The sequence below is a fragment of the Mycobacterium sp. NPDC003323 genome, from assembly GCF_053589535.1.
Genome location: NZ_JBSFSB010000006.1, coordinates 258,593 through 282,848, shown reverse-complemented (window position 1 = coordinate 282,848; position 24,256 = coordinate 258,593). Strand labels below are relative to the sequence as shown.

Annotated in this window: 26 protein-coding genes; 10 read left to right on the top strand and 16 right to left on the bottom strand. The window is 66.4% G+C overall.

The genetic code is table 11. From position 1 onward, the window contains the following. Positions 1 to 291: thiolase C-terminal domain-containing protein (locus ACWDUN_RS17200; RefSeq protein WP_449930650.1), on the top strand; the 291-nt coding region annotated here is incomplete at its 5' end. Between the two features lie 402 nt (positions 292 to 693). Here ACWDUN_RS17200 and ACWDUN_RS17195 read toward each other — a convergent pair. The 4 genes from ACWDUN_RS17195 to ACWDUN_RS17180 form a co-directional block, all read right to left on the bottom strand. Beyond that, complete coding sequence (locus ACWDUN_RS17195; protein ID WP_449930648.1) at positions 694 to 1,278, bottom strand: hypothetical protein; 585 nt, start codon at positions 1,276 to 1,278, stop codon at positions 694 to 696. Next, a complete protein-coding gene (locus ACWDUN_RS17190; protein WP_449930646.1) occupies positions 1,275 to 1,970 on the bottom strand; it encodes a hypothetical protein in 696 nt (231 codons plus the stop codon). Before ACWDUN_RS17190 ends, ACWDUN_RS17195 begins: the two co-directional genes overlap by 4 nt. A gap of 78 nt (positions 1,971 to 2,048) precedes the next feature. Next, the gene (locus ACWDUN_RS17185; protein ID WP_449930644.1) at positions 2,049 to 2,408 is read right to left on the bottom strand and encodes a hypothetical protein; all 360 of its coding nucleotides are present in this window, start codon (positions 2,406 to 2,408) and stop codon (positions 2,049 to 2,051) included. A gap of 49 nt (positions 2,409 to 2,457) precedes the next feature. Beyond that, positions 2,458 to 2,832 (bottom strand): hypothetical protein, encoded by a 375-nt coding sequence (locus ACWDUN_RS17180; protein WP_449930687.1) that lies wholly within the window; start codon positions 2,830 to 2,832, stop codon positions 2,458 to 2,460. A gap of 148 nt (positions 2,833 to 2,980) precedes the next feature. Between ACWDUN_RS17180 and ACWDUN_RS17175 the strand changes: the two genes are divergently transcribed. Next, entirely contained in the window at positions 2,981 to 3,487 is a 507-nt protein-coding gene (locus ACWDUN_RS17175) for an Rv2253/PknI dimerization domain-containing protein (protein WP_449930685.1), read from the top strand. A 122-nt stretch (positions 3,488 to 3,609) separates the two neighbouring features. Here the strand turns inward: ACWDUN_RS17175 and ACWDUN_RS17170 are convergent, their stop codons facing one another. Genes ACWDUN_RS17170 through ACWDUN_RS17135 form a run of 8 tightly spaced genes read right to left on the bottom strand, consistent with a single transcriptional unit; the run spans position 3,610 to position 12,842 of the window. Next, the gene (locus ACWDUN_RS17170; protein ID WP_449930642.1) at positions 3,610 to 5,172 is read right to left on the bottom strand and encodes an MCE family protein; all 1,563 of its coding nucleotides are present in this window, start codon (positions 5,170 to 5,172) and stop codon (positions 3,610 to 3,612) included. Continuing rightward, positions 5,172 to 6,401, bottom strand: coding sequence for an MCE family protein (locus ACWDUN_RS17165; protein WP_449930640.1), 1,230 nt, complete (start codon positions 6,399 to 6,401; stop codon positions 5,172 to 5,174). The genes ACWDUN_RS17170 and ACWDUN_RS17165 overlap by 1 nt, the downstream gene beginning before the upstream one ends. Beyond that, positions 6,401 to 7,867, bottom strand: coding sequence for an MCE family protein (locus ACWDUN_RS17160; RefSeq protein ID WP_449930638.1), 1,467 nt, complete (start codon positions 7,865 to 7,867; stop codon positions 6,401 to 6,403). Before ACWDUN_RS17160 ends, ACWDUN_RS17165 begins: the two co-directional genes overlap by 1 nt. Continuing rightward, positions 7,864 to 8,946, bottom strand: a complete 1,083-nt coding sequence (locus ACWDUN_RS17155) for an MCE family protein (RefSeq protein WP_449930636.1) — start codon at positions 8,944 to 8,946, stop codon at positions 7,864 to 7,866. The genes ACWDUN_RS17160 and ACWDUN_RS17155 overlap by 4 nt, the downstream gene beginning before the upstream one ends. Further along, the gene (locus ACWDUN_RS17150) at positions 8,946 to 9,977 is read right to left on the bottom strand and encodes an MCE family protein (RefSeq protein WP_449930634.1); all 1,032 of its coding nucleotides are present in this window, start codon (positions 9,975 to 9,977) and stop codon (positions 8,946 to 8,948) included. The genes ACWDUN_RS17155 and ACWDUN_RS17150 overlap by 1 nt, the downstream gene beginning before the upstream one ends. Further along, complete coding sequence (locus ACWDUN_RS17145; RefSeq protein ID WP_449930632.1) at positions 9,974 to 11,161, bottom strand: MCE family protein; 1,188 nt, start codon at positions 11,159 to 11,161, stop codon at positions 9,974 to 9,976. The genes ACWDUN_RS17150 and ACWDUN_RS17145 overlap by 4 nt, the downstream gene beginning before the upstream one ends. Before the next feature lie 16 nt (positions 11,162 to 11,177). Beyond that, positions 11,178 to 12,026: an MlaE family ABC transporter permease gene (locus ACWDUN_RS17140; RefSeq protein WP_449930630.1), complete on the bottom strand. Its 849-nt coding sequence runs from the start codon at positions 12,024 to 12,026 to the stop codon at positions 11,178 to 11,180. Between the two features lie 3 nt (positions 12,027 to 12,029). Further along, positions 12,030 to 12,842 carry an MlaE family ABC transporter permease gene (locus ACWDUN_RS17135; protein WP_449930683.1) on the bottom strand — a complete coding sequence of 271 codons (813 nt, stop codon included), beginning with the start codon at positions 12,840 to 12,842 and terminating at the stop codon, positions 12,030 to 12,032. 206 nt (positions 12,843 to 13,048) lie between these two features. Here ACWDUN_RS17135 and ACWDUN_RS17130 point away from each other — a divergent pair, with 206 nt between their 5' ends. Both ACWDUN_RS17130 and ACWDUN_RS17125 read left to right on the top strand, forming a co-directional pair. Then, positions 13,049 to 13,879, top strand: a complete 831-nt coding sequence (locus ACWDUN_RS17130) for an SDR family NAD(P)-dependent oxidoreductase (RefSeq protein WP_449930628.1) — start codon at positions 13,049 to 13,051, stop codon at positions 13,877 to 13,879. A gap of 45 nt (positions 13,880 to 13,924) precedes the next feature. Then, positions 13,925 to 14,374, top strand: a complete 450-nt coding sequence (locus tag ACWDUN_RS17125; RefSeq protein ID WP_449930626.1) for a hypothetical protein — start codon at positions 13,925 to 13,927, stop codon at positions 14,372 to 14,374. 99 nt (positions 14,375 to 14,473) lie between these two features. Here the strand turns inward: ACWDUN_RS17125 and ACWDUN_RS17120 are convergent, their stop codons facing one another. Continuing rightward, positions 14,474 to 16,153, bottom strand: a complete 1,680-nt coding sequence (locus ACWDUN_RS17120) for a hypothetical protein (protein WP_449930624.1) — start codon at positions 16,151 to 16,153, stop codon at positions 14,474 to 14,476. A gap of 425 nt (positions 16,154 to 16,578) precedes the next feature. On the opposite strand from ACWDUN_RS17120, the gene ACWDUN_RS17115 reads away from it, so the two are divergent. Together ACWDUN_RS17115 and ACWDUN_RS17110 are read left to right on the top strand one after the other, a co-directional pair. Beyond that, complete coding sequence (locus tag ACWDUN_RS17115; protein ID WP_449930622.1) at positions 16,579 to 17,301, top strand: FadR/GntR family transcriptional regulator; 723 nt, start codon at positions 16,579 to 16,581, stop codon at positions 17,299 to 17,301. Positions 17,302 to 17,315: 14 nt separating this feature from the next. Beyond that, entirely contained in the window at positions 17,316 to 17,945 is a 630-nt protein-coding gene (locus tag ACWDUN_RS17110) for a sterol desaturase family protein (RefSeq protein ID WP_449930681.1), read from the top strand. Between the two features lie 5 nt (positions 17,946 to 17,950). On the opposite strand, the gene ACWDUN_RS17105 is transcribed toward ACWDUN_RS17110, so the two are convergent. Together ACWDUN_RS17105 and ACWDUN_RS17100 are read right to left on the bottom strand one after the other, a co-directional pair. Next, positions 17,951 to 18,676: a L,D-transpeptidase gene (locus tag ACWDUN_RS17105; protein ID WP_449930679.1), complete on the bottom strand. Its 726-nt coding sequence runs from the start codon at positions 18,674 to 18,676 to the stop codon at positions 17,951 to 17,953. 137 nt (positions 18,677 to 18,813) lie between these two features. Continuing rightward, the gene (locus ACWDUN_RS17100) at positions 18,814 to 20,106 is read right to left on the bottom strand and encodes a DUF7159 family protein (protein WP_449930620.1); all 1,293 of its coding nucleotides are present in this window, start codon (positions 20,104 to 20,106) and stop codon (positions 18,814 to 18,816) included. Positions 20,107 to 20,375: 269 nt separating this feature from the next. Between ACWDUN_RS17100 and ACWDUN_RS17095 the strand changes: the two genes are divergently transcribed. Both ACWDUN_RS17095 and ACWDUN_RS17090 read left to right on the top strand, forming a co-directional pair. Continuing rightward, positions 20,376 to 21,854 (top strand): peptide MFS transporter, encoded by a 1,479-nt coding sequence (locus tag ACWDUN_RS17095; protein WP_449930618.1) that lies wholly within the window; start codon positions 20,376 to 20,378, stop codon positions 21,852 to 21,854. A gap of 251 nt (positions 21,855 to 22,105) precedes the next feature. Further along, entirely contained in the window at positions 22,106 to 22,327 is a 222-nt protein-coding gene (locus tag ACWDUN_RS17090) for a hypothetical protein (RefSeq protein ID WP_449930616.1), read from the top strand. On the opposite strand, the gene ACWDUN_RS17085 is transcribed toward ACWDUN_RS17090, so the two are convergent. Beyond that, positions 22,295 to 23,278, bottom strand: a complete 984-nt coding sequence (locus ACWDUN_RS17085) for a threonine ammonia-lyase (protein WP_449930614.1) — start codon at positions 23,276 to 23,278, stop codon at positions 22,295 to 22,297. The two genes, ACWDUN_RS17090 and ACWDUN_RS17085, sit on opposite strands and share 33 nt — an antisense overlap. Positions 23,279 to 23,319: 41 nt before the next feature. Here ACWDUN_RS17085 and ACWDUN_RS17080 point away from each other — a divergent pair, with 41 nt between their 5' ends. Together ACWDUN_RS17080 and ACWDUN_RS17075 are read left to right on the top strand one after the other, a co-directional pair. Next, positions 23,320 to 23,757: an acyl-CoA thioesterase gene (locus ACWDUN_RS17080; RefSeq protein WP_449930612.1), complete on the top strand. Its 438-nt coding sequence runs from the start codon at positions 23,320 to 23,322 to the stop codon at positions 23,755 to 23,757. 41 nt (positions 23,758 to 23,798) lie between these two features. Next, a complete protein-coding gene (locus ACWDUN_RS17075) occupies positions 23,799 to 24,209 on the top strand; it encodes a DUF6188 family protein (RefSeq protein WP_449930610.1) in 411 nt (136 codons plus the stop codon). The last annotated feature ends 47 nt before the right edge of the window (positions 24,210 to 24,256 follow it).

The window sequence follows — 24,256 nt, the reverse complement described above, 5'->3', positions numbered from 1 at the left end:
GCCCTGGAACTGGATTGGTACGAACACCTCGGCCTGTGCGCCAAAGGTGAGGCCGAACACCTGCTGCGCTCCGGAGCCACCGCCATCGGCGGCCGCATCCCGGTCAACGCCTCCGGCGGCCTGGCCTGCTTCGGCGAAGCCATCCCCGCCCAAGCCATCGCCCAGGTCTGCGAACTGACCTGGCAACTCAAAGGCCAAGCCACCGGACGCCAAGTCGAAAGCGCCACCGTCGGCGTCACCGCCAACCAAGGCCTCTTCGGCCACGGCAGTTCAGTCATCGTCGCCCGCTGACACGACGCTCCCCTTCCCCGCGAGGGTGCGTGTCTGCACCCCAACACGCCGAGGTTCACCCGAAGTTTCTGCACGCTCGCGGTGCCATCGACCTGCGCACCAAGTTGTTCGATGGCGGTCAAAAGGATCTGCCGGGCAGAACTATTCGGTGAGGACCTGCGGGGATGGTTGAGATATCCGGATGGCGCGAACACGGGGCATCCACGACGGGGCCTCAACGTCCTCGTCGGGCATGACGACTGTGGCATGTCGTCATGAAATCGGCTGGGCACGAAGCACCGACCAGTGCGCGAGGATGAATCAGCTACGGGGACCGGTGAGCGTGCGCAAACTCGCCTGGAGGATCGGGGTGTTGGGCTCAGACTCGCACGCTCGCCGGGAAGGTGAGGTGGCCCCGGGGGGTCACACCGGGTCCAACGCCGAGATCAGCCAGTCGCCATCCGTTTTGGTCAGGCTGACGACGACGCTGCTGGCGGTCAGTGCCGGCTCCGGGCGGTCCCGGCTCGTGGTTTCCTGATTCAGGAAGAGCAGGACCTTGGCCGAGTCCGGGTGCAGCTCCATCACGGCGGCATCGAGCACCTGCGCGCTGGCCTTGATGCCGCGCTCTCGGACGGCCGGCACGACCACCTCATTGCTGAATTTGCCGTAGTAGGTCAAGAATTCGCCGGCCATCAGCTCTCGCGCGCGCTGCAGGTCGCGATCCAGCGTGTCCGGCGCGTACGACAGCAGGGTCACCGTCGCTGTCGACGCCGAATCGAGGACAATTTGCTCGGCCGCCGCGTCGGTCTGCTGGCCAGTCCGGAAGCTGGTGAAGTACAGCACCGAGTCGAACACCGCGGCGGCCAGCAGCAAGGCGGTGAGCGCCAGACCCTTCCACCGGGTGGCCAGAAGCGATCGGACCCGCACGGCCGGCCCGGACGATCCGGCCGTCGGTTGGGCCTCTGACTCCTCGACCGACGACGGCGCGCTCATCTCATCAATACTCACGGGACGAACTCCACCTCCGACATCTTGATCTGGTCGCCCTCGCGTTTCAGATCCACCATCAGCCGCCAGCTCCGCGGCACCTCTTCGGCTCCCTCGGCGTTGGTCACCGTGGAGGACGCGGCGACCATGACCACCGCGGTATCGGCAGTCATCGACTGGACCCCAGCAGCATTCACGGTCGCCTTCGTGGTCACCTTGGCATCCTGCGAGACCTTGACGAAGTCTTCGGCCGCGCCCTGGAACTCCTGACGGAACGGATCGACCGAGTTGTCGACGATGCGCTGCACGCTCTCCTGCGGGTTCTTGAAGTCGATCGACATCAGGGTCACCACCACCTGCCGAGCGGCCGCTGCGAACTCGGCTCGGGCACGGTCTTGGGCCCGCACATGCTGCTCGTGCTTGATCATGAACCCGCCCGCAGTCAGCAGGGCGATGGTGGCGATCAGTGCGAAGACGGCGGCCAACCGCGTCCAGCGTGGCTTGCGGCCCGGCGTAGCGTCCGGCGCGGCATCCCGTTCGGCGCTGAGGCGATCGGCCAGTGCCCTGGCTTCAACCGCCTTCTGCTCGGCCGCGGCCGCATTGGCCTCGGCCTCGTCGAACAGCTCCGCCAACGCTTCTGGTGAGAGCTCGGCGCCGCGGTCTGCCTCGGCACAATCCGCCTCGATATCAGGCGGCGCGTCAGTTCTCGACATACCGGCACGTTAGAACCAACACGATCCGCCGCGACCGCAACATCCCATCCAGTGGGCCCCGTCACACGAAGCGGCTGCTCACCAGTGCCGCAGCGAGCACAGCGCGCCCTTGGGACCGTTGCCGGTGGCGACCACGACACCGTCGACCGCCAGTTCACATCTGAATGCGGGTTCGCCGGGGATGCGGCCGCTGGTGGCCGACACCATCGCCCAGCGGTCCGGGTCGACCAGCGTGGTGTGCAGCACCCACTGCCGGTCCGGGCCCACCTCGACCTCGACCTTGGGGCTGAAGACATACGGATTGTGGCTGTAGGCGGCCCACGTCGGCGGATCCACGTCACGGAAGTAGATTTCGGCAGTCACCGGGGAAGTGGCGGTCACCGTGTAGGTGACCTGATGCACCGGCGGCTCGGCGTGCGCCGGGCCCGCCGTCATCATCGTGACAACTCCGCTGAGAATCGAGCACGCAAGGACCGGCAACACGTTTCTAGACACTGTCACCACGACCCCACAACGCAGCACCATCCCTGGACTGGCAGCTCATGAACAGCCCATCGGGGGCTTGCGCCACCCAGTTCTCATAACCTGTGCAGCTTGTACCGAACTCCTTGACACCGGCCATCGACGGCGACCGGAAGAATCTGGGTTCATAGCGGCGCGGCGAACCACAGAAAACCATGCGCCCCCACGACGTGGTACCGAAAACGTAGTAGGCGGTGTCCGAGCATGGCGCGCCCAGCACGACACCCGGCTTGATGCCCGGCGTGCAGTCCGGGCCGTCACAGAACGCCGGTTCGGCCTGCGCGGGAGCCGCCGTCAACAGCGCGGCGGCCAGCGAAGCCGCCGCCGTCATCGCACTCATCTTCATGCCGGGCACTCTGTCAGGCCGCCGCCGCGGCCGGTTGTTCTAGGTCCACTCAGTGGGCACGTTGCTGGAGACCGACAGACATGAGGTATTTACTGCACTCGCCGCTGATTTCCGTGCAGTCGGCCAGTCCGAGGAGCAGGCAATGCTGCGTGTACCCGCCGTCATCACCTTTACCGCCGTCAGCTGCGCTGCATTGTCGGCGCCGTTCGCGCACGCCGACAATGCCGATTGGGGTATCAACGGCACCTATATCGCCACCTCAAACGGCGAGTGGGCACGCAAGAACGAGGTGTTCCACGACCAGGCAAGTCTGCGAAGCACCTGGACGGTCAGCACCGAGTGCAGTTTTCCGGGCGAGTGCACGGGCACGGTGCACAGCGACTTCGGCTGGTCTGCGCCCATCTATCAGCGCAGCGGCGTCTGGTACGTGAAACACACCGTCGAGAACTGGATTCCGTGCCCGGACGGCAGCACGGCACCGGGGCTGCAGACCTTCCGGTTCAAGCCGATGACCCCTGAAGGCGCCAACGTCGATCCGTCCTCCAACACGCTTGTCGGCGAGGATGTCACAGTCGGCCCCAGTGGCGCGTGCGGGGTGAGCAAACCCGTGTACATCAACATGCCGTTCAAGCTCGTCAAGGTCGGCTGAGTTCTACTGTCCTCGGATTTCCTCGAAGGCTGCTCGCCATCTCCTGCCGCCCCCTGTGAGGCTGATCCGTGATAGGCCACGGGGCGCCACCGACACGGTCGGTAGCGCCCCGCGAGTTCACATCACTTCGGCAGAAGGTCTTCCCACGTCTGCGCCGGCGCGACCAGGTCCGTCTGGCTGTAGACATTTCCGTCGGGCGCCGCGTACTGACCGGTCTCCGGGTTGTAGGTGGCGAACGCCACCGACGGCGCTCCGGATGCGGACGCGTGCGCGCTCGGCGCGGCGGGTACGGCACCGCCACCACCGGGCGTCGGCGCTGCAGGTGCGGGTGCACCCGGCGATGGGGGCGCCGGAGCTGCCGGGGGCCCTGCCGGCGGCATCGGCGTACCCGCGAGCGGTCCGAAGATCTGATCCTGGAACGTGATCCGATCGTCCACCGGCACACCTTGAGCGATCAGGTTCGGGTCGATGGGGTACGGCCCGGTGACGTGCTGGCGCATCGCGAGCGGCTCGAACGGACGGTCGCTCTCACAGATCTCCACCGTGGGGGCCCGCTTGCCGGGCTGACCCATGCACGGGAAGTTACGCGCGCCGCGCACCCCAATCGGCGAATCCTGCGGCAGTTTGCAATACAACCCTTCCGGGGTATCAGTATCGCTCTCATCGGCCGGCGACCGCCACGATGACGGGGGCAGGAAGCCCACCGAGCAAGCAGGCGGATCGCCGAGGGTCAGACTGAACTCCGACAATGCCATACCCGTCGGGTTGTTCAACGACGAGCCATAGGACTGAGTGGCCGCCAGGTACGGCGGCAACAGGACCAATAGCTGTTCAAGCGATGCGTTGTAGGTGATGCCGATCTGCCCGACCGTCGAGAGGTTGGCCAGAAGAACCGGCAGGGTCGGCTTGACCGCAGTGAGCAGCCGCGACGCCTCGTCGGCCGTGCCCGAGCCGGTGCGCAGGATGGTGCGTACCTCCTGATCCCGCGTGGCGATGGTGTCGGTGATGCCGGCCAGGCTGGCGGCCCAGGACCGGATGGATTCGGCCTTTTCCGCCTGACCGTCCAACAGCGGGCGCCCGTCCTCGATCAGCGCCCGGGTGTTGTCGGCCGATTCGTCGAAGCCGGCGGCCAACCGAGCCGACGCGTCGAACAAGGCGCCCAGATCATCACCGGTTCCGTTGAGCGCCTTGAACGATTCGTCGAGTAGGCCGCTGAGCTTGCCGGTGGGGATGCTGTCGACCAGCGCACTCATCTGGTCGAGCATCGGGCCCACCGGTTGCGGCAGCGTCGCGTTGTCGGCGGTGATGATCGAGCCGTCCTCCAGGTAGGGCCCGTCGGCACTGCGCGGAACGAGATCGACGTACTGCTCACCGACCGCCGACACACTGCGCACATTGGCCTGCAGGTCGGCGGGGATCTGCGGCGATCGTTGCAGCGACATCGTCACCTCGGCGCCATCACGGGTCGGCCGGATCTCGGTGACCTTGCCGACCTCGATGCCGCGGTAGGTGACATTCGAGAATTGATAGAGACCGCCGGTGGACGGGACCTGCAGCGTGACCCCGATGCGTCCGATACCGAGCAGGACGGGCGCCTGCAGATAGACGAAGATCATCGAGCCGACGCCCACGATCGAGGCGATGGTGAAGATGATCAGCTGGGTGCGGACGAAGCGCGTCAACATCAGTTGCCCCCTGTGGCAGGCGCAGCAACGGGATCGGGTTGGCCGGTCGGCGTCACATCCGCGCCGGGAACCGGGCCCGCGTTGTCGACGAGGGGCGGAATGGGCGCGATCTCGGCGGGAACAGGTGTCACCGGTGCCAGCAACGGATCCCGGGTGTAGGTGTTGTACCAGGGGTCGCCCGGTGCGGGCACCATGGTGGCGTTCGGCTCACCCCAGCGGGTGCCCAGCAGGATTCCGCTCTTCAGACGCGGGATGGTGAAGTCGAAGACGATGAACTGGTTCATGTAGTCACCGCGGATACCGCGGTCGATGAACTCCTGCGTGTAGGGATACGTGGGCAGGAACGCCAACGCGGTGGCCAGGTCCGGGCCGACATCGGCCAGTGCCCGCACCGTGGGTTCCAGGTTCTGCAGGTCTCGCCCGATGTCGTCATGTGATTCGTTGATCAGTTGTGTTGCGGTGTCACTGAATCCGCCGAGCTTGGTCAGCGCGGTGGTGATGCGGGGCCGCTGCGCGTTGAGCACATCCAGGGCGGGTGGGATGCGCTCCAGCGCCCGACTGAGCACGGCACGTTGACCGGCGAACGTCCCGGCCAACCTATTCAACGCCTCGATGGACCCGATGATGTTGTCCTGCTGGGTGTCCAGCATCCCAATGACTTTGTTCATCCGGGTCAGCAGGTCGCGGATCTGGCCCTGGCGACCGTCGAGGGCCGCATTGAAGTTGTGCACGATATCGCCGATGTGGGTCAGACCGCCGCCGTTGACCACCACCGACAGCGAGGAGAGCGTCTGTTCGGTGGAGGGGTAGGTCGAGGACTTGGCCAGCGGGATGGTCGCACCCGGTGTGAGTCGGCCCGCTGGGGTCTCCCCCAGCGGCGGGTCGAGAGCCAGGTGCATCGATCCGAGCAGACTGGTCTGACCGACGGTGGCCACCGCGTTCGCGGGCACCACCGCGTCGGGGATCACGGACACCTCGACCTTGGCGGTCCAGTCGTCCACCGTCATGCGACGTACGGCCCCGACCACCACATCACCGATCATGACGGGCGAATTCGATTCCAGGGTTCCCACATTGGCGAGCTGGACGGTGTAGGTGGTGGCGTCCCGGTCGGTCCCGACGGTGCCGGGCAGCGGTAGGGAGTTGATGCCGTCAAACGAACATCCGGCGGTCACCAGCACGGTGCAGCAGGCCGCCGCAGCCCAGCCACGGACAGACAGCGGTTTCATCACGGGGTACCTCCCTGAACGGGCACAGCGGGTGCGGCCGGAGGTGAGACCTCGGCAGGCAGCAACAGATCGTGCAGATTCGTCGCCGCCGGAGCCGGGGCGGGCAGGCCCGGCGGGATCGGGGCACCCGGGTACAGCGCCGGGGTGCGGGCGGCCGGCAATCCCGTCGGCGCGTAGGCACCCGGCCGATGCGGCGGATTGGTCCACCCTGGCGGAGGTGGCACATCGCCCGCCCCGGTGTACGCCGATACGGCGGGTGGGATCTCGGCGGGGTCGGGCGTACCGCCGCCGCCGGGCGCCAACGCCGGATCGGAGTAGATGACGTTCTTCGGCGCGGGCCCGAGATAGGCGTTGAACGGGATGGGCAGGTGGTTGAAGTTCATCAACCGCAGCGCCGGCCCGAGGTACTGGGCGCAGGCTCGGCCGGACTCCTCGGCGGTGACGTTTTCCACCGCCGAGATCGCCGAGCAGATGGTCGCGACGGGGTTGGAGAAGTTGTTCATCGCGAACGATCCGCGTGGACCACCGGTGTCGGGGTTGTAGATGTTGTAGCCGTTGACCAACGCGTTCGGTGCAGCGTGCAGCACGTTTTTGACCACCATGCTGTTGTCGGCGAGTACCTGGGTGACGTTGGCCAGCCGCTCGACCTGCTCGGCGGTCTGGTCCCGCGACCCGGCGATGAAGCTCTGCACCTTGCCGACTGCGGCTGACAGCTCGGTGATGGCCGAGTCGAGGTCGTTGCGGCTGCCGTCGACGACGCCGGTCACATCGGCGAGGCGGTCCTGGAACTGCACGATCTGGGTGTTGCTGTCCCGCAGCGCGGCCACGAACACCTGGAGGTTCTTGATCACCTCGACGATGTCGCCGCTGCCTTCGCCCAGGACCCTGCCGACGTCGGAAAGCTGGGTGATGGTCTCGCGCAGGCGATCTCCGTTGCCCGCCATGGCGTCGGCGGTGCTGTTGATGAAGCGGCCCAGCGATGTCTCGGAGATGCCGCTGTCCGGGCCCAATTCGGTGGCCAGGCGGGTGAGCTGTTCTTTGATCTCGTCCCATTCGACAGGGATCGCGGTGCGATCCTCGCCGATCTCCGCGCCGTCGGCCATGGTGGCGCCACCGGCTTCCGGGGTCGCGCCGTAAGCGGGCGTCAGCTGCACATAACGCGCCGACACGAGGTTGGGCGCGACGATGATCGCCTTGGCATCCACCGGTACGGGCACATCACGGTTGATCCGTAGCGTCACCTTGGTGCGGGTGCCCTGCGGCTCGATCGCCCCGATGGTGCCGACCTGGACGCCGACCACCCGAACCTCGTCGCCCGGGTAGATGGCGGTGGCCGATGTGAAGTAGGCGACGATGGTCTTCGGACTCAAGAAGTACTGGTACACCAGGAACCCGGCGCCCGCCAGTACCGCCACCACCGCGGCGACGACGGTGAGCTTCCTGGCCCGGGGTCCGAACGCGGTCATCGGGAACCTCCGGGAATACCGTTGTATGGGAACGGGAATTCGGCGCGCGGGCCGGCGGTGTCCGGCGGCTGTCCGGCGTTCACACCGCGACGGAATCCGAGCGCGTAGTCGAGGAACGGCTGAATGGCAGGCCCCGGCAGGAGGTTCGACGCGAAACCGTAGTAATAGAACCCGTTGTTGACCGCTTCGCCCTGGGTGAGCTGGTACTTGGCCAACCCGGTCAGCGACTTCGTCAGGTTGTCGCGGTTGCGTTCCAGCATTTCCGAGACCCGGTTGAGCTGCTCGAGCGTCGGGGCGAGTTCGGCTTCGTTCTCGTCGACCAGGGTCGAGAGTTGTTGCGCCACGGCCGTGGTGTTGGCCAGCAGGGTGACGATCGCGTAGCGGCGATCCTGCAGGACAACGAGCAGGTCATTGGCGTTGAGCAGCAGGCTGTTCACCTGTTGGCTGCGCTCCGAGAGGATGCCGGTGACATCGGACGCGGCGGTTAGCAGGTGGCTCAGCGATTCGTTGCGACTGTTCAGCGATCTCGACAGGCGGCTGACGCCGTCGAAGGTGGGGCCCAGCTGCGGCGCCAGTCTTTCGATGGTTTCGGACAGCACGTCGAGGGAGTGGTTGATGGCCGCCGTGTCGGTTTCTGCTGTGTTGGATGTGAATTCGTTGAGCGCATCGGTCAACGAGTATGGCGAGGACGTCCGGGTCAACGGGATGACGTCGAGGGCGCGCATGCGGTCGCGGCCGCGCGGCTCGACCACCAGGACACGTTCCCCGAGCAGGGTGCCGATCCCGATCTGGGCGGTGGTGTCCGCGCCCAATCGCACCTTGCTGTTGACCGCGAAGGTCACCAATGCCTTGCCCTGGTCGAGTTCCACATCCGAGACGGTGCCGACGGTGACGCCGGAGACCTTGACGTTGTTGCCGGCGGACAGTCCGCCGGCCTCGGCGAAGATCGCCTGGTAGCGCACCGAGGTGGCCCATGCCACCAGCTGCTGGGGCTGCAACCCAACGGCGATGATCAGTGCCATCAGCACCAAGCCCATGAAACCCGAACGGACCAACTTTGATTGGCGGTATTTCTGCATCAGGGTTCACCGCACCTTCCGGTGTTCTGGATGACCCAGGGGAAATGAGCGGTACGCCCCTGCAGGTCGGATACGCGGATCGACACTCCGCAGATGTACAGATTGAGCCAGCTGCCGTAGGAACCCAAGCGCACCAGTTTTCGGTAGTTTTGCGGCGTCTTCTGCAACAGCAGGTCCAGTCGGGCCAGATCGGTCTCGTTCGACAGCAGCGGCGCCATCCGCGTCAGCTGATCCACGGTGCCCGACAGCGCCGGGCGGGCGTCGGTGAGCAGATCGGCCAGCGACGCGGTGCCGTTGTCCAGCGCGGTGATGGCGTCACCGATCGGGTCGCGCTCGGCGGCCAGCCCGGTCACCAGGCGTTCCAGGCCGTCGACCGCACCGGAGAACTTCTCCCCGTCGTTGGACAGCACGGCCAGTGTGTCGTTGAGATTGTCGATGAGGCTCTCGACGGTCTGCCCGTTGTCAGCGATTGCGGTGGTGAACGACGACGTTCGGGCGAACAGCGACTCCAGATCGCCGCCTTGGCCTTGCAGGATCTGGATCAGCGAGTTGGTCAGCGCGTTGACGTCATCGGAGTTCAGTCCCCTAATCACCGGCTTGAGCCCGCCCAGGAGCAGGTCGAGGTTGAGTGCGGGCTCGGTCTGCTCGATCCCGAAACGCGTTCCAGGCGGGCGGATCCTGGTCGATCCGGGCTGATCGATGAGCTCGAGATAGCGGTCGCCGACGAGGTTGAGGTAGCGCACGGCCACCGTGGTGTTCTCGGTCATCCGGATGTTGTCGTTGGCGTCGAATTCGACCAGCACGGTGTTGTCCGGCTGTAGTTCGACATCGCGGACTGTGCCCACCCGGATGCCGGAAACCCGCACCGAGTCCCCGGATTTGATGCTCGACGAGTCTTTGAAGACCGCCGAGTAACCGGCGGTGGAGCCGGATCGGTACTGGCTGAAGATCGCGAAGAGACCGGCGGTGAGGACGACCATCGTCAGTCCGAATGCGCCGAACTTCAACGCCGTCTTGCTGAAACTGCTCATCCGGGCTGGCCGATCTGTGCGGTATTCCGTGGCGGCCCGTCGATCGGACCGAACAACGCCTGCTTGAGGCCGTCGGAGTTCAAAAGGATTCCATCGTTGCCGTACTGAGCGGGATTGGCGTTGACATCGGTGATGACGAAGGGCGGGTGCTTCTGGAAGGGCACCTTGGGAAGGTCGGTGCACTGCGGGCCACCGGTGGCCGCCACCTTGGGGAGGTTCGCCGGGTAGCGGTACCGCTCCTGCCCGAGCACGATCGTCTGCAGCAGCAGGCCGCCGGGCAGCGGGGTGCCGGGTGCCTTGGCCAACTCCACCGCACCGCCGAGACCACAGGTCAAGGCCGCGTTGTACTCGTTGGTCAGGTCGGTGGTCGGGACCAGCAGTCGCATCGTGTCGGTGATGGCCTGTCGGTTGCTGCCGATGACCTCGGTACCGGTGTCGGCCAGTCCGATGACACTGATCAGCAACGAGTCCAGGTTGTGCTGCTCATCGACGAGGGTGTCACTCATGATCGTCGCCGAGTCGACGGTGGCCATCAGGTCCGGGGCGGTATCGGCGTAGGCGTTGAACACCTGTGGGGCGACGGTGATCTCGTGTTCCAGGGTCGGCAGGCTCGGATCGATCTCGGCCAGGAAGCTGTCGAAATCGGACAGCATCTGCCCGATCTGGTCGCCCCGGCCGTCCATGGCGGTGGACAGCGCCCCGAGCGTCTCGTTCAGTTTGGTGGGTTCGATCTTCTGCAGCACCGTCGACAGCTGTTCGAAGACGGTGTTGATCTCGACGGTGACGTGTCCGGCGTCGAGCTGCTGCCCGGCGGCCAGCGCCTGCGGCGACGGATCCTGCGGTGGGATCAGCTCGACGAACTTGGAGCCGAACACCGTGGACGACGCGATGTCGACGTTCACATTGGCGGGGATGATGTCCATATAGGTCGGGTCCATGGCGAGATGCAGTTTGGCCGAACCGTCGGGCAAGGACTCGATCGACTCGACCGAACCGACCAGGGCTCCGTGCAGTTTCACTTTGGCATCGGCGTTCATGACCAGACCCGCCCGCTGCGAGACCACGGTGACCGGAACGGTTTTGGTGAAACTCCCGCGGAACAACCCGATGGACACCGCGACGATTGCCAGCAACACCCCGACTGTCGCCAGCCCGATCAGGGGCCGCTTGAGGCTCGGACTCATCGCCATCTGCGCTCGCCTATCCCGACAGGTTGAAGTTGCCGTTGGAGCCGTAGATCGACAGGGACACCAGCAGCGTCACCGAGATCACGACGATGAGCGAGGTGCGCACGGCATTGCCGACCGCGACGCCGACGCCCGACGGTCCGCCGCTGGCGAAGTAGCCGAAGTAGGTGTGCACCAGCAGCACCGCGATGGCCATCAGGATGGCCTGCAGGAATGACCACAGCAGATCCACCGGGTTGAGGAACGTGGAGAAGTAATGGTTGTACAGCCCTGCAGACTGGCCGAAGAGTCCGACTGTGGTGAGCTTGCTCGCGGCGAACGACAGGATCACCGCAATCGAGTACAGCGGCGTGATGGCGATCATGCCCGCCACGATGCGGGTGCTCACCAGATACTCGACGGGCCGGATGGCCATGGCGTCCAGCGCGTCGATCTCCTCGTTGATGCGCATGGCCCCCAGTTGCGCGGTGACACCCGCACCAAAGGTGGCGGCCAACCCGATGCCGGCCACGACGGGAGCCGAGATCCGGACGTTGATGAAGGCGGCCAGGAAGCCGGTCAGTGCCTCGATGCCGATGTCACCGAGCGAGCTGTAGCCCTGCACGGCCAGTGTGCCGCCGGCGGCGAGGGTGAGGAAACCGACGATGACGACCGTCCCGCCGATCATCGCCAGAGTGCCTGCGCCCATGCTGATCTCGGCGATCAGCCGGATGATCTCGCGACGATAATGCACTACCGCATGCGGCACGCCGGCCAGCGCGCGGCCGTAGAACATGGTGTGATCGCCGATGCGGCCGAGCGACCTGACCGGCCTGTTGAGTTCGCGGGTCAGGTTTGGGCGAAGTGAACGTGTGGCAGTCATCTTCTAGTCCGCCGTCATCTGGATGCCGATGGCGGTGACCAGAACGTTCACCACGAACAACGCCATGAAGGCATAGACCACCGTTTCGTTGACCGCGTTACCCACGGCTTTCGCTCCGCCGCTGTTGATCATCAGGCCGCGGTAGCAGGCCACCAGTCCGGCAATCAGGCCGAACAAGCCGGCCTTGACGCAGGAGATGATCACCTCGGGTACGCCGGTGAGCAAGGTGATGCCGGCGGCGAAGGCGCCGGGATTGACGCCCTGGATGAAGATCGAGAAGACGTAGCCGCCGAGAATGCCGATGATGACCACCAGGCTGTTGAGTAAGAGCGCCACCAGCCCCGACGCCAACATGCGCGGCGTGACGAGGCGCTGCACCGGGTTGATCCCTAGTACCTCCATGGCGTCGATCTCTTCGCGCACGGTGCGGGAACCGAGGTCGGCGCACATTGCCGTCGCGCCGGCACCGGCCACGATCAACACAGTCACCATCGGGCCCACCTGGGTGACCGCGCCGAATGCGGCGCCCGCACCGGAGAGGTCCGCGGCACCCAGCTCGCGCAACAAGATATTCAACGTGAAGCTGACCAACACGGTGAAGGGCACCGCCACCAGGATCGTGGGCATCAGCGACACCCGCGCAACGAACCAGGACTGCTCGATGAATTCGCGTCCTTGGAAGGGCCGTTGGAAGATGAACTTGACCGCGTCGGCGGACATGGCCAGCAAACCGCCGATGGCACGCATTGGTCCCGGTCCACCGGCCCGGAAGATCGGAATCCCGGACGACCAGCGGTCCTGGGCCTTGTTCACCATGTACCGAAGAACCTCCATGACTGGTTCTGCCGAACCTCACAACCGGCCTACCGGCACGCTGACTACGAAACGGTGACAGCCCGGCATGACGTGCGACACACCACGTCCCATCCACCGGGAGCCATCACACGGAGGAGGCGGTCGGCGCGGGAACGTAACGTCTGTCGATAGGCCTGAGCGTTCACCACCATGACAGGAGCCGAGCTGTGTCCGTTCCCACCCCGTCGCCGTCGCCCCACCTCGAGCGCTACGTCGGACGTCGCGTACTGATCACCGGCGGGGGTTCGGGTATCGGCCAGGCGTGCGTGCTTCGGATCCTCTCCGAGGGCGGGCACGTCGTTGCCGCGGACATCAGTGCCGATGGTCTGCAGGACACCGTCGCCAAGTCCGGCGATGTGAACGGTCGACTCGCAACGTTGGTGATGAACATCGCCGACGAGGAGTCCGTCGAGGCCGGCATCGGCGAGGCCCTCGGAGTGCTCGGTGGATTGGACACGTTGGTCAACGCGGCGGGCATCCTGCGTTCGTCGCATCTGGCACAGACCACCCTGGCCGACTTCGAGCAGGTACTGCGGATCAATCTGGTCGGCACCTTCCTGGTCACCCGTGGCGCGATCGAGGCGCTGCACAAGGGCAACGGACCGTCGGTGGTGAACTTCAGTTCGACCTCGGCGCACTTCGCACACCCCTACATGGCTGCGTATGCCGCGTCCAAGGGCGGCGTGCTGTCCATGACGCATGCCTGGGCGTCGGAGTTCGCGAAGGCCGGCATCCGCTTCAATTCTGTTCAGCCGGGCTCGATCTCGTCCGGTATGACGGATGGGACCGGCAGCGCTCGACAGAGTGTCGGGCCCGGGTTGCCCGATGACGCCGATTACAGTCTGTTCGGCAAGGTGGCACCGATGCTGCCGCTGGCCGACGGGGCGATCTTTGCCCAACCCGATTCAGTCGCCGGCGTCGTGGCGATGTTGGGCAGCAACGATGCGTACTTCATCACCGGCACCGAGGTGCGGGTCGACGGCGGATCCCACATGTAGCGGGCCGCCCCCAACTCATGGTTGTCGACACCGAAGGGATCATTCATGAGGGTTCCGAACCTGGTACGCACCGTCGCGGCGCTGGCAGCGACGGGATTGGTCGGTGCGCCGGTGGCGCAGGCCGATCCGTTCTTCGCCAATTACCAGTTGGTGATTCCGGCCCGGTACGACTTTCACACGTGGGCGTGGTCGGTGTCGCACTGCATACCGGCCGCCGATGATTGCCGCAGCATCAGCGGGATCCCGATGCCCGTGGCCAAGGCCTTCGACTACGTCGGGAAAGCCCATCTGGCCGACGGTCGGTACACCATGACCGTCGACGTGCCCGACGGATTGCGCTGCGGCAACGTTTATTACGGGCCGATCGTGGCTACGCACGATGTCTACTCCTGGGACGCGGTGACGATGCAGGGCACCCTGACATCATCGTTCGCCGCTGGCTGTGACGGTGCCCCGGGGACCCTGACCTACCCGTTCTCATTGGTGCGCCTGTGAGCTGAACGTCATCGGGACAATGGATTTCGATTCATCCCTGCCGAATACGAATGCCGACGCAGATCCCCAGATCTGCGCCGGCATCGTCGTTCAGCGGTGTTACACCGCGACAGGGCTGGCCACATTGAGATTAATGGTGGTCACTGGGTCGCCGTTGTACTCCTTGAACAAGTTCCACACGTTGAACTTGCCGTCGGTGGCGACGACCTGGAAGGAATCGGCCCCGCCCAGTTCAGCGAACGCCGGGTCCGGTGTGTAGGTGAACTGGCCGGTGACCGCGTCGATCGAGACCATGCCGTGCTTGGGCTGCTTGACGACCTTGTAACGCACGTCCGGACGAACCACCTCGCCGGTGAGGACGCCGGTCGCGGCGCCGGTCGCGTCGAGTGTGCTCTCGCTGATCACGGTGCCCCGCACGCCCTTCAGGTCGCCGGTGCCCAGGTGCGGTTGCAGCTGCGCCACCGAACGTTCCTGCGTCGGCGAGAGCAGCACACCCTCGAAGACCAACGTCACGTCGCCAGTGCCGAGACCGTCGATACTGACCTCGCCAATCTCCTTTCCGGTGTATGTCACTCCATTCGAACCGATGTAGACGCATGTGATGTCAACAGCATCGGGCGCGTGCCAGTTGCTGCCAGGTTCGGTGCCCAGGTACGCATCGTTCATGAAAGGAAGACCCGCCACTCCGTCGATCACCGCGCATCCACAATCGGGCTCCGGGGTCCTCGGCTGTGCGGGGAAGGCGAACACGTTCGCGCGGATTTGGACCTTCTTGCCCATCTCATCGGGGTCGACAGCGTCGATGACCCCGGTGATGACACCACTCGGCAGCTGCTCACCGATCTTCACCGAGACGACCTCGGGCGCCTGATTGAAGAAGGTCCGACGTACGAAGGCCAGCAGCGCCCATGCGAGCGGATTCTGACCGGCCGGCGCCGTGGAGGCAAGCGCCTTGAACGGGCTGAGCATGGCAGAAACGAAACGGTTGACCGCACCGGCGATCATCGCGATCGGGCCCGGTGCCGCCGCCGGTACCGCCGACTCAATCCCGATCGTCTGCGGGGTCGCGGCGGGTACTGGCGCGGATCCCGTCGCCGAGGCCGCGGACCGCGCCGAGATCGCCGTGATCGACACGGACGGCCGAACGTTCTTGGTGACGGCCGGTTCGACAGGCGCAGAAATCGCCGGAACATCTTCCTTTGTTGTCGTTTTCGTACCGGCGGCAGAACCGCCCGACGATGAGTACCGCTCAGATTCGATGACGGGCTGCGCAGGCACCGGGTCGATATCGGTGTCAACGGTCACGGCAAGCTCAGGGTCGGCGGGGGCCGCTGGGACGGTCGGAAGCTCGGTCTCCGAGGGGGTCTCGGAAACCACAGGCGCCGGGGACTCGGCTTCGAGCTCAGACCCCGACGTTCCGGCAACCGGGTTGGGATCGACGTCGTCAGATTCTTCGGTATCGTTGGTCGATGCCGATCCGCTGTCGCCACTCTGCGAATCTGCCTGCTTCTTATCGGATTTCGACGACCGCAAACTGTCGTTGGCGTCACGGTCGTCATCGGTGGCAGAATCGCGCATCGACCGTGGCCCCACGTCGGCGCCACCCTGCCGCGAAGTAGACGAGCCCTCTGAGGTACCAGAGGAGGATTCACTCGACGATGAGGACGACGTGCCGGTGCCAGTTGACGAACTCGACGATTCATCGGCCGCAGCGACACCATGACCGGTCGCCACGGCCGTGATCAGCCACGCCGAAACTGCGAGGCTGCCATACCCCACGGTCCGAGTTGCAGCCCGTGCACTGCGATGTGGCGAACACTCCCGGCGTTCCGCTGCGCGATGCGCACCCCGCGATTCGCGCGCAGCAGGCGGGTCTGATGGGGAGACTTGGAACATGGTGAGGGTCCTCCAAACAGGAAAATGTGACCCTCCACACTTTGATGTGCTGTCGTGATCTGGAGCGGTTGCTATCCCAATCAGCGGGCAGGTTGCCGCGCACTCAGATATCACAGATCAAACTGACTCCTCCACCGCCATAGTTTCCGGCTGAGACTGGAAGCTACCTAACGTTCTGGTGATCAAAACGCAATTTTCGACGCAGGACGGAACACCACGAGTACCTAAAGCCGTTTGACTGGCTACGTTCTGAATCGAGCTGGTCTGACCACTTGACCTCTTACCTTCTGCAGTGCCATGCTCGACCCATGGCCCTGCAACCGGTGAACCGCCGCTCGGTCCCCGAAGACGTCTTCGAGCAGATCGTCGGCGAGGTCCTCAGTGGCGCGATGCAGCCCGGCGATCCGCTACCGAGTGAGCGCCGCCTCGCCGAGGTGCTCGGCGTGTCCCGGCCCGCCGTCCGCGAGGCGCTCAAACGGCTGAACTCGATCGGTCTGGTCGAGATCCGCCAGGGTGACACCACCACGGTGCGCGACTTCCGCCGCCACGCCGGACTCGACCTGCTCCCCCGCCTGCTGTTTCACGCAGGCGAGCTGGACACCGCCGTGGTGCGCTCGATCCTGGAGACCCGGCTGCACAACGGGCCGAAGGTCGCCGAACTCGCCGCGCAACGGCACGGTGCAGAACTCCCCGGGCTGCTGGATGCCACCATCGAGGCGTTGGCGACCGAGGCCGACCCGGTCCAGCAGCAGCGCCATGCGCTGACTTTCTGGGATCACCTTGTCGACCATGCCGATTCGATCGCCTTCCGGCTGATGTACAACACACTGCGCGCCACCTACGAACCCGCGCTGCCGGCGCTGGCGGTCATGATGGCCGCCGAGGTCGGCCGCCCGGACGCCTACCGCGCCATCGCCGATGCCGTCATCGCCGGCGATGCCATCGCCGCGCGCCAGAGCGCCCACGCCCTGCTTGAACCCGCCACCACCGCGCTGCTCACGGCGCTGGCCGAACTGGAGAAGAACGAGTGAACACCCGACGCGGTATGACCCTCGCCGACGCCGCACGAGAATTCCTGCGACACCCGACCCCGTGGATGCTGGTGGCCACCTTGGCGATAGCGGCGACCGCACGTGGCTACACCGGGGACTGGCAGCCCACCGACGCGCTGGTACCGATCATCATGCTGGCGGTGTTCCCATTCGCCGAATGGGTGATTCACGTCGTGATCCTGCATTGGCGGCCGCGCCGCGTCGTGGGCATCCGAGTCGACCCGCTGCTGTCGCGCAAACACCGCGAACACCACATCCAGCCGCGCGATCTGCCGCTGGTGTTCATCCCGTGGCAGTCACTGCTGTGGCTACTGCCGCTGGCGGTCGCAATCGCCCTCGTGGCGTTCCCGAGCCTGGGACGCGGCCTGACGTTTCTGACCTTCCTGGCCGCACTCGGCCTGGGCTATGAGTGGTGCCACTACCTGATCCACACCGACTACAAGCCGAAAAGCGCTGTGTACCGGGCAATCTGGCGCAACCACCGGCAACACCACTTCAAGAACGAGCACTACTGGTTCACGGTGACCAGCAGCGGCACCGCCGACCGGGTGCTGGGCACTTATCCGGACCCGACGACCGTCGAATCCTCACCGACGGCCCGCAACCTGCACGCCGACGCCTGAAACCGTCAGGCCTGCACCACGATCGGGTCGCCGATGCTGACGTTGTTGTAATACCAGTCGGCGTTGTCCGGGCTCAGGTTTATGCAACCGTGGCTGACATTGGCATAGCCCTGCGAACCCACCGACCACGGCGCACCATGCACGTACACCCCACCCCAGGTGACCCGGACCGCGTCGTACACGGTGAGCTTGTAGCCCTCGGGGTCGTCCAACGGGATACCGATGGTGCGCGAGTCCATGACCACCACACTCTGCTTCTCCAGCGCGGTGAACTCACCGACCGGCGTGGCGAACCCGGACTTACCCATCGACGCCGGCATCTCCCGGGCGACCACACCGTCGATGCTGACGGTGAAGGTGTGCGCGTCGATATCGGCGACACCGAGGACCACGGCACCGGTCTGGAAACTCGACTTCAGGCCCAGCGCCTGCACCTCGATGGTGGAGTGGGCCGGCCAGTAATCGGCCGGGGTGAAGCGCACCGTGGCGGCATCCAGCCACTCGAAGTCGCCGTCGGGCACCGTCGGCGCCGAGAAGGTGATGCCCTGCTCGGCGGCCGCCCGGTCGACGACCGGTTCGGCGAAAGACACGGTGACCGGGTAGGCGACGCCGACGACTTCGCCGGGTGCGGGCGAGACGACGGTTGCGGCCACCGGCCTGCTCACCGCGGCGACTCCCGCGGTGGTCGAGGCCGCCAGCGACACGGCGGCGACACCCATGATGACCAGCACATACCGAATTGCGTTGCGCACAGCGCCGAACCTCCCCTGAACTCCGGACATCCGGACCCGACGTGACCGATTACCTACTTCATCGTGCCGAGTGCGACAAATGTTAGCCAGCGCGTGGCGCCGGCGCGCAGCGAAACTCAGCCCTGCGGCGGCGACACGACGATCTGCCCCGGCGGCCCCTGCTCGGGCCCCCCGATCCGCAGCCGATCCCTGATCCGCTGCAACAGCGGCTTCTTGGGCGGCTCGAAAACCTGGGGCGGCGTCGCGACCGGCGGAACCGGGGGCGACACCACGGCCGGCGGCGCAACGGCCAGCGGGGGTGCCGGTGCCAGCGCGGGCTCGGGCAGCGGCGCCTGGGCCGGGGCAGGCTCGTACACCGTGTTGACCTCTTGGATCGGGGCCTGCGGCGCCGCCGGCTCGACGGGCGCCTGCGGCAGGGCGGGTTCGACCGGCGCCTGCGGCAGCGGTGCGAACTCGACCGGCGGTGCCAGCGCCTCGGCCAGCGGCGAACGCTCCGGAGCCGGGGCGGGGGCGGCCGGCCGCGGGGCCGGACGGACGGGCACGTCGGCGACGACCGCCGCCGGCTCGGGGGCCGCGGTCTCCTGGCGGGGGGACGTCTGCACGGCCACGGCCGCCGACACCGAAGCCACGAAGGTCACCACACCGGCGACCAGCAGCCCGGTCAGCACCCGTGGGGTGTCGAACCGGCGTTCCGCGGCGGCGTGGCGACCCGAACCGCCGGTCGGAGCGTCGAACGCGAAGGGCAGGCCCGCGCTCGGGAACGAAGCCAAGGCCGCCCCGCGCGCCAGCGCCAGCGGCGCCTCCGCGGGAGCGAACACGGGAACCGAGAGAGCCTCCTCGAGCTGCGGCAGCACGGCGTCGAATCCGCCGGCGGAGCCGACGACCACGAGCGCCTCGGGCTGCCAGTCCGCGCGGGTGAACACCGTGCTGAGCCAGCCGATCAGACTCTCGTCGCTGTCGATGCCGTGGTTGATGGCGGTCTGCACCGCACCGTCGGAGGTGTTGACGATCAGGGCAATGGCGGTGTCCGGCTCGATGACGCACACCGCGCTGGTCTGATATCCGATGACCTCGGCCATACCGCGCGCCAGCGCCTCGGTGGCCTCGGGCAGCCGGATCGGCACCACATTGTCGAATCCCGACCGGTTCAGCGAGGAGATCAACTCCGACGCCTCGGCGTCGGCATCCTCGCTCCAGGTCACGCCGATCGAGGTGAGCCGCTGGCCGCGGGCGGCGGCGATGGCCCCGACGGCGGCCGTGGCCCGCTCGGTTGCCGCGCGGGAGTCGGCTCCGTCGACGCGGACCTCGAAGGACTCTTGCCCGTTCGCACCGCCGGGCGCGCCGTCACCGTCGACGACGACCACACCCAGCGACGTCGGCGTCATCGACAAGCCGAGCACCGTGTCCACATGAACCCCTTCGGACCACCCGATGGCGGGCACGCAACCGGGTCGAGACGATTTGGACACCGCCTCGTTATCGCCGCTGACCTTACCTGGGCAGGGCCCGATCGACCCAGCCAGAACCCGCCCACGACACCGCCGCGATTTGCTGTCATGGACAAAACTCACGTCCTGCACGTCACTGCCGTTCGCTACCCACGCAAGCCCGTTCGATACGACTCGCGACTTTCCGACAATCGGCCGAGCCGGGCCGCCCGCGTGGCAGGGTGACGTCCATGACTGGGGCGGAAGAATCTCGGACCGGAACCGACGATGCGCGGGCGGCACGCACGCTGTTCGGGCATCCGATCGGACTGACGAACCTGTTCGGTGTCGAACTGTGGGAACGGTTCTCGTTCTACGGAATGCTGACCATCCTCGGCTACTACCTCTACTACTCGGTGACCGACGGCGGTCTGGAGATGGAGCAGGCCACCGCGACCGGAATCGTGGGCGCCTACGGCGGGCTGGTCTATCTGTCGACGGTTCTCGGCGGCTGGCTGGCCGACCGGGTGCTGGGCATGGAGCGCACCGTCTTCTACGGCGGTGTGGTGGTCATGTTGGGCCATATCGCGCTGGCCGTGCTGCCCGGGCTCACCGGCGTCGGTGTCGGTCTGGTCCTGGTGGCGCTGGGATCCGGCGCGCTGAAGGCCAACGCCTCGTCGCTGCTGGGCACGCTGTACGACAAGGGCGACCCGCGCGCCGACGGCGGGTTCACGCTGTTCTATCTGGGCATCAACCTTGGCGCCTTCATCGGACCGCTGCTGACCGGACTGCTGCAGACCCGCGTCGGGTTCCACTACGGCTTCGGAGCCGCCGCCATCGGTATGGCCATCGGACTGGCGCAGTACGTGATCTTCCGCCGCAATCTGGGTGACCACGGCCGTGCGGTTCCGAATCCCCTGCCGCGCAACGGGATCCTGCCCGCCGTCGGGGTGGGCGTCGGCGTCGTCGTGGTGGCCGTGGCGGCCTTCGCCACCGGACTGGTGACGCTGGCCAACCTGTCGCAGGTCACCACCGGCGTGATCGTGGTCGCCTCCATCGGCTATTTCGCGGTCCTGCTGCGCAGCCCGAAGGTCGACGGCCTGGAACGCACCCGGGTGCGGGCCTTCATCCCGTTGTTCATCGCCAACGCGGTGTTCTGGTCGCTGTTCCAGCAGATCTTCACGGTGCTCGCCGTGTACTCCGACGAACGGATGAACTGGTCGATCTTCGGTTGGACGGCGCCGTCGAGCTGGATCGGATCGATCGAACCGGTGTGGATCATCCTGCTCTCACCGCTTTTCGCGGTGATGTGGACCCGGCTGGGCACCCGCGCCCCGACGACGCCGCGTAAGTTCGCCTACGGCGTGATCGGCATGGGTCTGGCCTTCCTGCTGTTCCTGCCCACGGCCGGCACCACCGGCAAGGTGGTGCCCGCACTGCTGGTGGTCGGGATCATGGCGGTGTTCGCGATCTCGGAGCTGTTGCTGTCCCCGATCGGGCTGGCCGTCACGACCCAGCTGGCACCGGAGGCTTTCCGGGCGCAGATGATGGCGCTGTACTTCTTCTCGGTCGGTCTCGGCACGGCCATGTCCGGCGTGCTGTCCGGGTACTACGATCCCGCCCGCGAGTTCGCCTACTTCGGCATCCTCGGTCTGGTGGCCATTGCGGCGGGCCTGGTGGTGCTCGCGATCTCGGGCCGGATCAGCCGTCTCATGGAGGGCGTGCACTAGCGACGGGGTACCGCACCTGAAATTGACGCGCCAGCAAGACATTCAATCGCGTCGACGTGCGGCGATACGGTGTTTGGCAATCGTGGAGCACGGGTAACTACGTCTCGTCCGTTACAACGGCTTGTCGGGATCAGCGCCGACTCGTGACCCGCTGCTCCCGGCGAACGGCGCCGGGGGCGCGCAGACTTTGTCTACGCGGCACCGTACGTCTGCATGACACCGGGGTCAGGTCGACGAAGGAGACGCAGCAGATGAAAGTCCTACACCTGGAAGACCTTCTCGCCGAGTCGACCGGGCTGGGGGTGACCTGCGTCTACCACCGCGGTTTCGGCGACTCCACCGCCGGCTGCTCGTGCGGGTGGACCGGCCGGCGGCGACGCCTGAAGGCCGCCGCCGAACAGGACGCCTGGTCGCACTGCGCCCGTCGGGGCTGCGAGGTCTCAGTGCCGCTGGTGTTCCCCGACCGCGGTTGAGTCGGCCAGGATCTCGGTGAGCAGCCTCGGCTCGATGTTGCCGCCGGAGACCACGACCACCGTCGGGCCCGCCGGGGTCCGGTGCCGCCGGTAAGCGGCCAGACCCACCGCGCCGCTGGGTTCGGCGACCAGCCGTCCCTTGACCGCCAATTCGGCGACGGCGGAGCGGATCTCATCCTCGGATACGGTGAGGATATCGGTCAGCACATGCTGCAGGTGGGCGAAGGTCAGTTCGGACGGCTGCGAGCGCAGACCGTCGGCGATGGTGCGGTTGCGGTCCTCGATGGACATCTCGACACGGCCGCCGCGATGCAGTCCGGCGGCGGCATCGGCGGCCAGTTCCGGCTCCACTCCGAAGATCTGCGCATCGGGACACAGCGCACGGATCGCGGTGCCGATGCCCGATGCCAGGCCGCCGCCGCTGACCGGGATCAGCACGGTGGCGATCTCGGGGAGATCCTCGGCGATCTCCAGCCCGGCGGTGCCCTGGCCGGCGATCACATCGGGGTGGTCGAACGGCGGGATCAGCGCGGCACCGGTCTGTTCGACGAGTTCGGCCGCGACCGCTTCGCGCCGGCCGATACCGCACAGCACCACATTCGCGCCGTGCCCCCTGGTGCGTTCGATCTTGATCTGTGGGGTTTCTTCCGGCATCACGATGTGCGCGTCGATGCCGAACTGCGCCGCCGCATAAGCGACCGCCTGCGCGTGGTTGCCGCTGGAGTAGGCGACCACTCCGCGCCGGCGTACGGCGGCGTCGAGTCGGGAGATGGCGTTGAGCGCGCCGCGCACCTTGAACGCGCCGATCACCTGCAGGCTTTCGGGCTTCAGCCACAGCGGCCGGGCCGGATCGCCCCACCCGGCCGGCAGCAGCGGTGTGCGCAGCACCGAACCGTGCAACCGTTGAGCCGCGGACCGGATATCGGCGAGGGTCACGAGGGTGGGTGCCACCCGACGATCGTAACGATTCGTCGATGGGGCAGGGTGTCCGTGTGAGCCCCCGCGACGATGCGCCGTTCGCGCTCTCGGTGGTCCCCCGCTACGCCGAGGTCGACCAGCAGGCGGTCGTCTTCCACGGCCACTACCTGACATGGTTCGACGAGGCCTGGACCGCTTACCTGGACCACCGGTCGCTCAGCTATCCCGAATTGATCGCCGCCGGTATCGATTTCCAGGTGGTGCGCAGTGAGATCGATTACCGCGCCTCGGTGCGCTGGCGCGACACCGTCCGTGTCACCGCGGTGTGCGAGGCCGTCGGCACCACGAGCTTCACCGTCGCGTTCGCCGTGCTGCGCACCGGGGACGACGGTGTCGAGCAGGTCGCGGTGACCGGGCGCAACGTCTACGTGGTGGTGTCCACCGACGACTGGACCAAGCGCCCGGTGCCCGACGCCCTGCGTCGCATCTTCGCCACGGCGAACCGGTCCTGATTCCTCTTGTGCGCGCCGGAACAGGCGCGCACAGTGGATAAATGACCGAACAATGGATCCAGGGGCGCACCCTTCAGCGGATCATGTTCCGCGACGGTCTGGTGCTCAACCTCGACGACTACAACGAACTGGTGATCTCCGCCCCGATGGACCTCACCCTGCCCGCGTTGGCCGGTGAGCCGTCGGAGGTGGTCACGATCGATCCGACCGCGATCCGGGCCGAGTACCGGCCGCTGTTCGATTTCGCCGGCGCGACGTGCACCCATGCCGACTGGGACGCCGACGGCAGCCTGCACCTGCAGTTCTCCGGGGGCCAGCACATCGACGTGCCCAGCGACGCCACGCACACGTCCTGGGAGCTGTACGGCAAACACCACGGGTACGCCGCCTGCCTGCCGCGCGGTCACGTGCGAGTCGTACGCCACGATCGACCCGAATCCGAAGTCGGCTGAGTCGCGACGATTTCGGGTTCCGCCGGGGGCCGGCGACCTTAGGCTGA

Coding starts and splice junctions, on each gene's coding strand:
- ACWDUN_RS17110 (WP_449930681.1), top strand. CDS start 17,316: ATGACCCTCGCCGACGCCGCACGAGAATTCCTGCGACACCCGACCCCG.
- ACWDUN_RS17190 (WP_449930646.1), bottom strand. CDS start 1,970: ATGTCGAGAACTGACGCGCCGCCTGATATCGAGGCGGATTGTGCCGAG.
- ACWDUN_RS17155 (WP_449930636.1), bottom strand. CDS start 8,946: ATGCAGAAATACCGCCAATCAAAGTTGGTCCGTTCGGGTTTCATGGGC.
- ACWDUN_RS17090 (WP_449930616.1), top strand. CDS start 22,106: ATGAAAGTCCTACACCTGGAAGACCTTCTCGCCGAGTCGACCGGGCTG.
- ACWDUN_RS17125 (WP_449930626.1), top strand. CDS start 13,925: ATGAGGGTTCCGAACCTGGTACGCACCGTCGCGGCGCTGGCAGCGACG.
- ACWDUN_RS17115 (WP_449930622.1), top strand. CDS start 16,579: ATGGCCCTGCAACCGGTGAACCGCCGCTCGGTCCCCGAAGACGTCTTC.
- ACWDUN_RS17170 (WP_449930642.1), bottom strand. CDS start 5,172: ATGTTGACGCGCTTCGTCCGCACCCAGCTGATCATCTTCACCATCGCC.
- ACWDUN_RS17175 (WP_449930685.1), top strand. CDS start 2,981: ATGCTGCGTGTACCCGCCGTCATCACCTTTACCGCCGTCAGCTGCGCT.
- ACWDUN_RS17135 (WP_449930683.1), bottom strand. CDS start 12,842: ATGGTGAACAAGGCCCAGGACCGCTGGTCGTCCGGGATTCCGATCTTC.
- ACWDUN_RS17140 (WP_449930630.1), bottom strand. CDS start 12,026: ATGACTGCCACACGTTCACTTCGCCCAAACCTGACCCGCGAACTCAAC.
- ACWDUN_RS17165 (WP_449930640.1), bottom strand. CDS start 6,401: ATGAAACCGCTGTCTGTCCGTGGCTGGGCTGCGGCGGCCTGCTGCACC.
- ACWDUN_RS17150 (WP_449930634.1), bottom strand. CDS start 9,977: ATGAGCAGTTTCAGCAAGACGGCGTTGAAGTTCGGCGCATTCGGACTG.
- ACWDUN_RS17180 (WP_449930687.1), bottom strand. CDS start 2,832: ATGAGTGCGATGACGGCGGCGGCTTCGCTGGCCGCCGCGCTGTTGACG.
- ACWDUN_RS17145 (WP_449930632.1), bottom strand. CDS start 11,161: ATGAGTCCGAGCCTCAAGCGGCCCCTGATCGGGCTGGCGACAGTCGGG.
- ACWDUN_RS17075 (WP_449930610.1), top strand. CDS start 23,799: ATGACCGAACAATGGATCCAGGGGCGCACCCTTCAGCGGATCATGTTC.
- ACWDUN_RS17160 (WP_449930638.1), bottom strand. CDS start 7,867: ATGACCGCGTTCGGACCCCGGGCCAGGAAGCTCACCGTCGTCGCCGCG.
- ACWDUN_RS17095 (WP_449930618.1), top strand. CDS start 20,376: ATGACTGGGGCGGAAGAATCTCGGACCGGAACCGACGATGCGCGGGCG.
- ACWDUN_RS17185 (WP_449930644.1), bottom strand. CDS start 2,408: ATGATGACGGCGGGCCCGGCGCACGCCGAGCCGCCGGTGCATCAGGTC.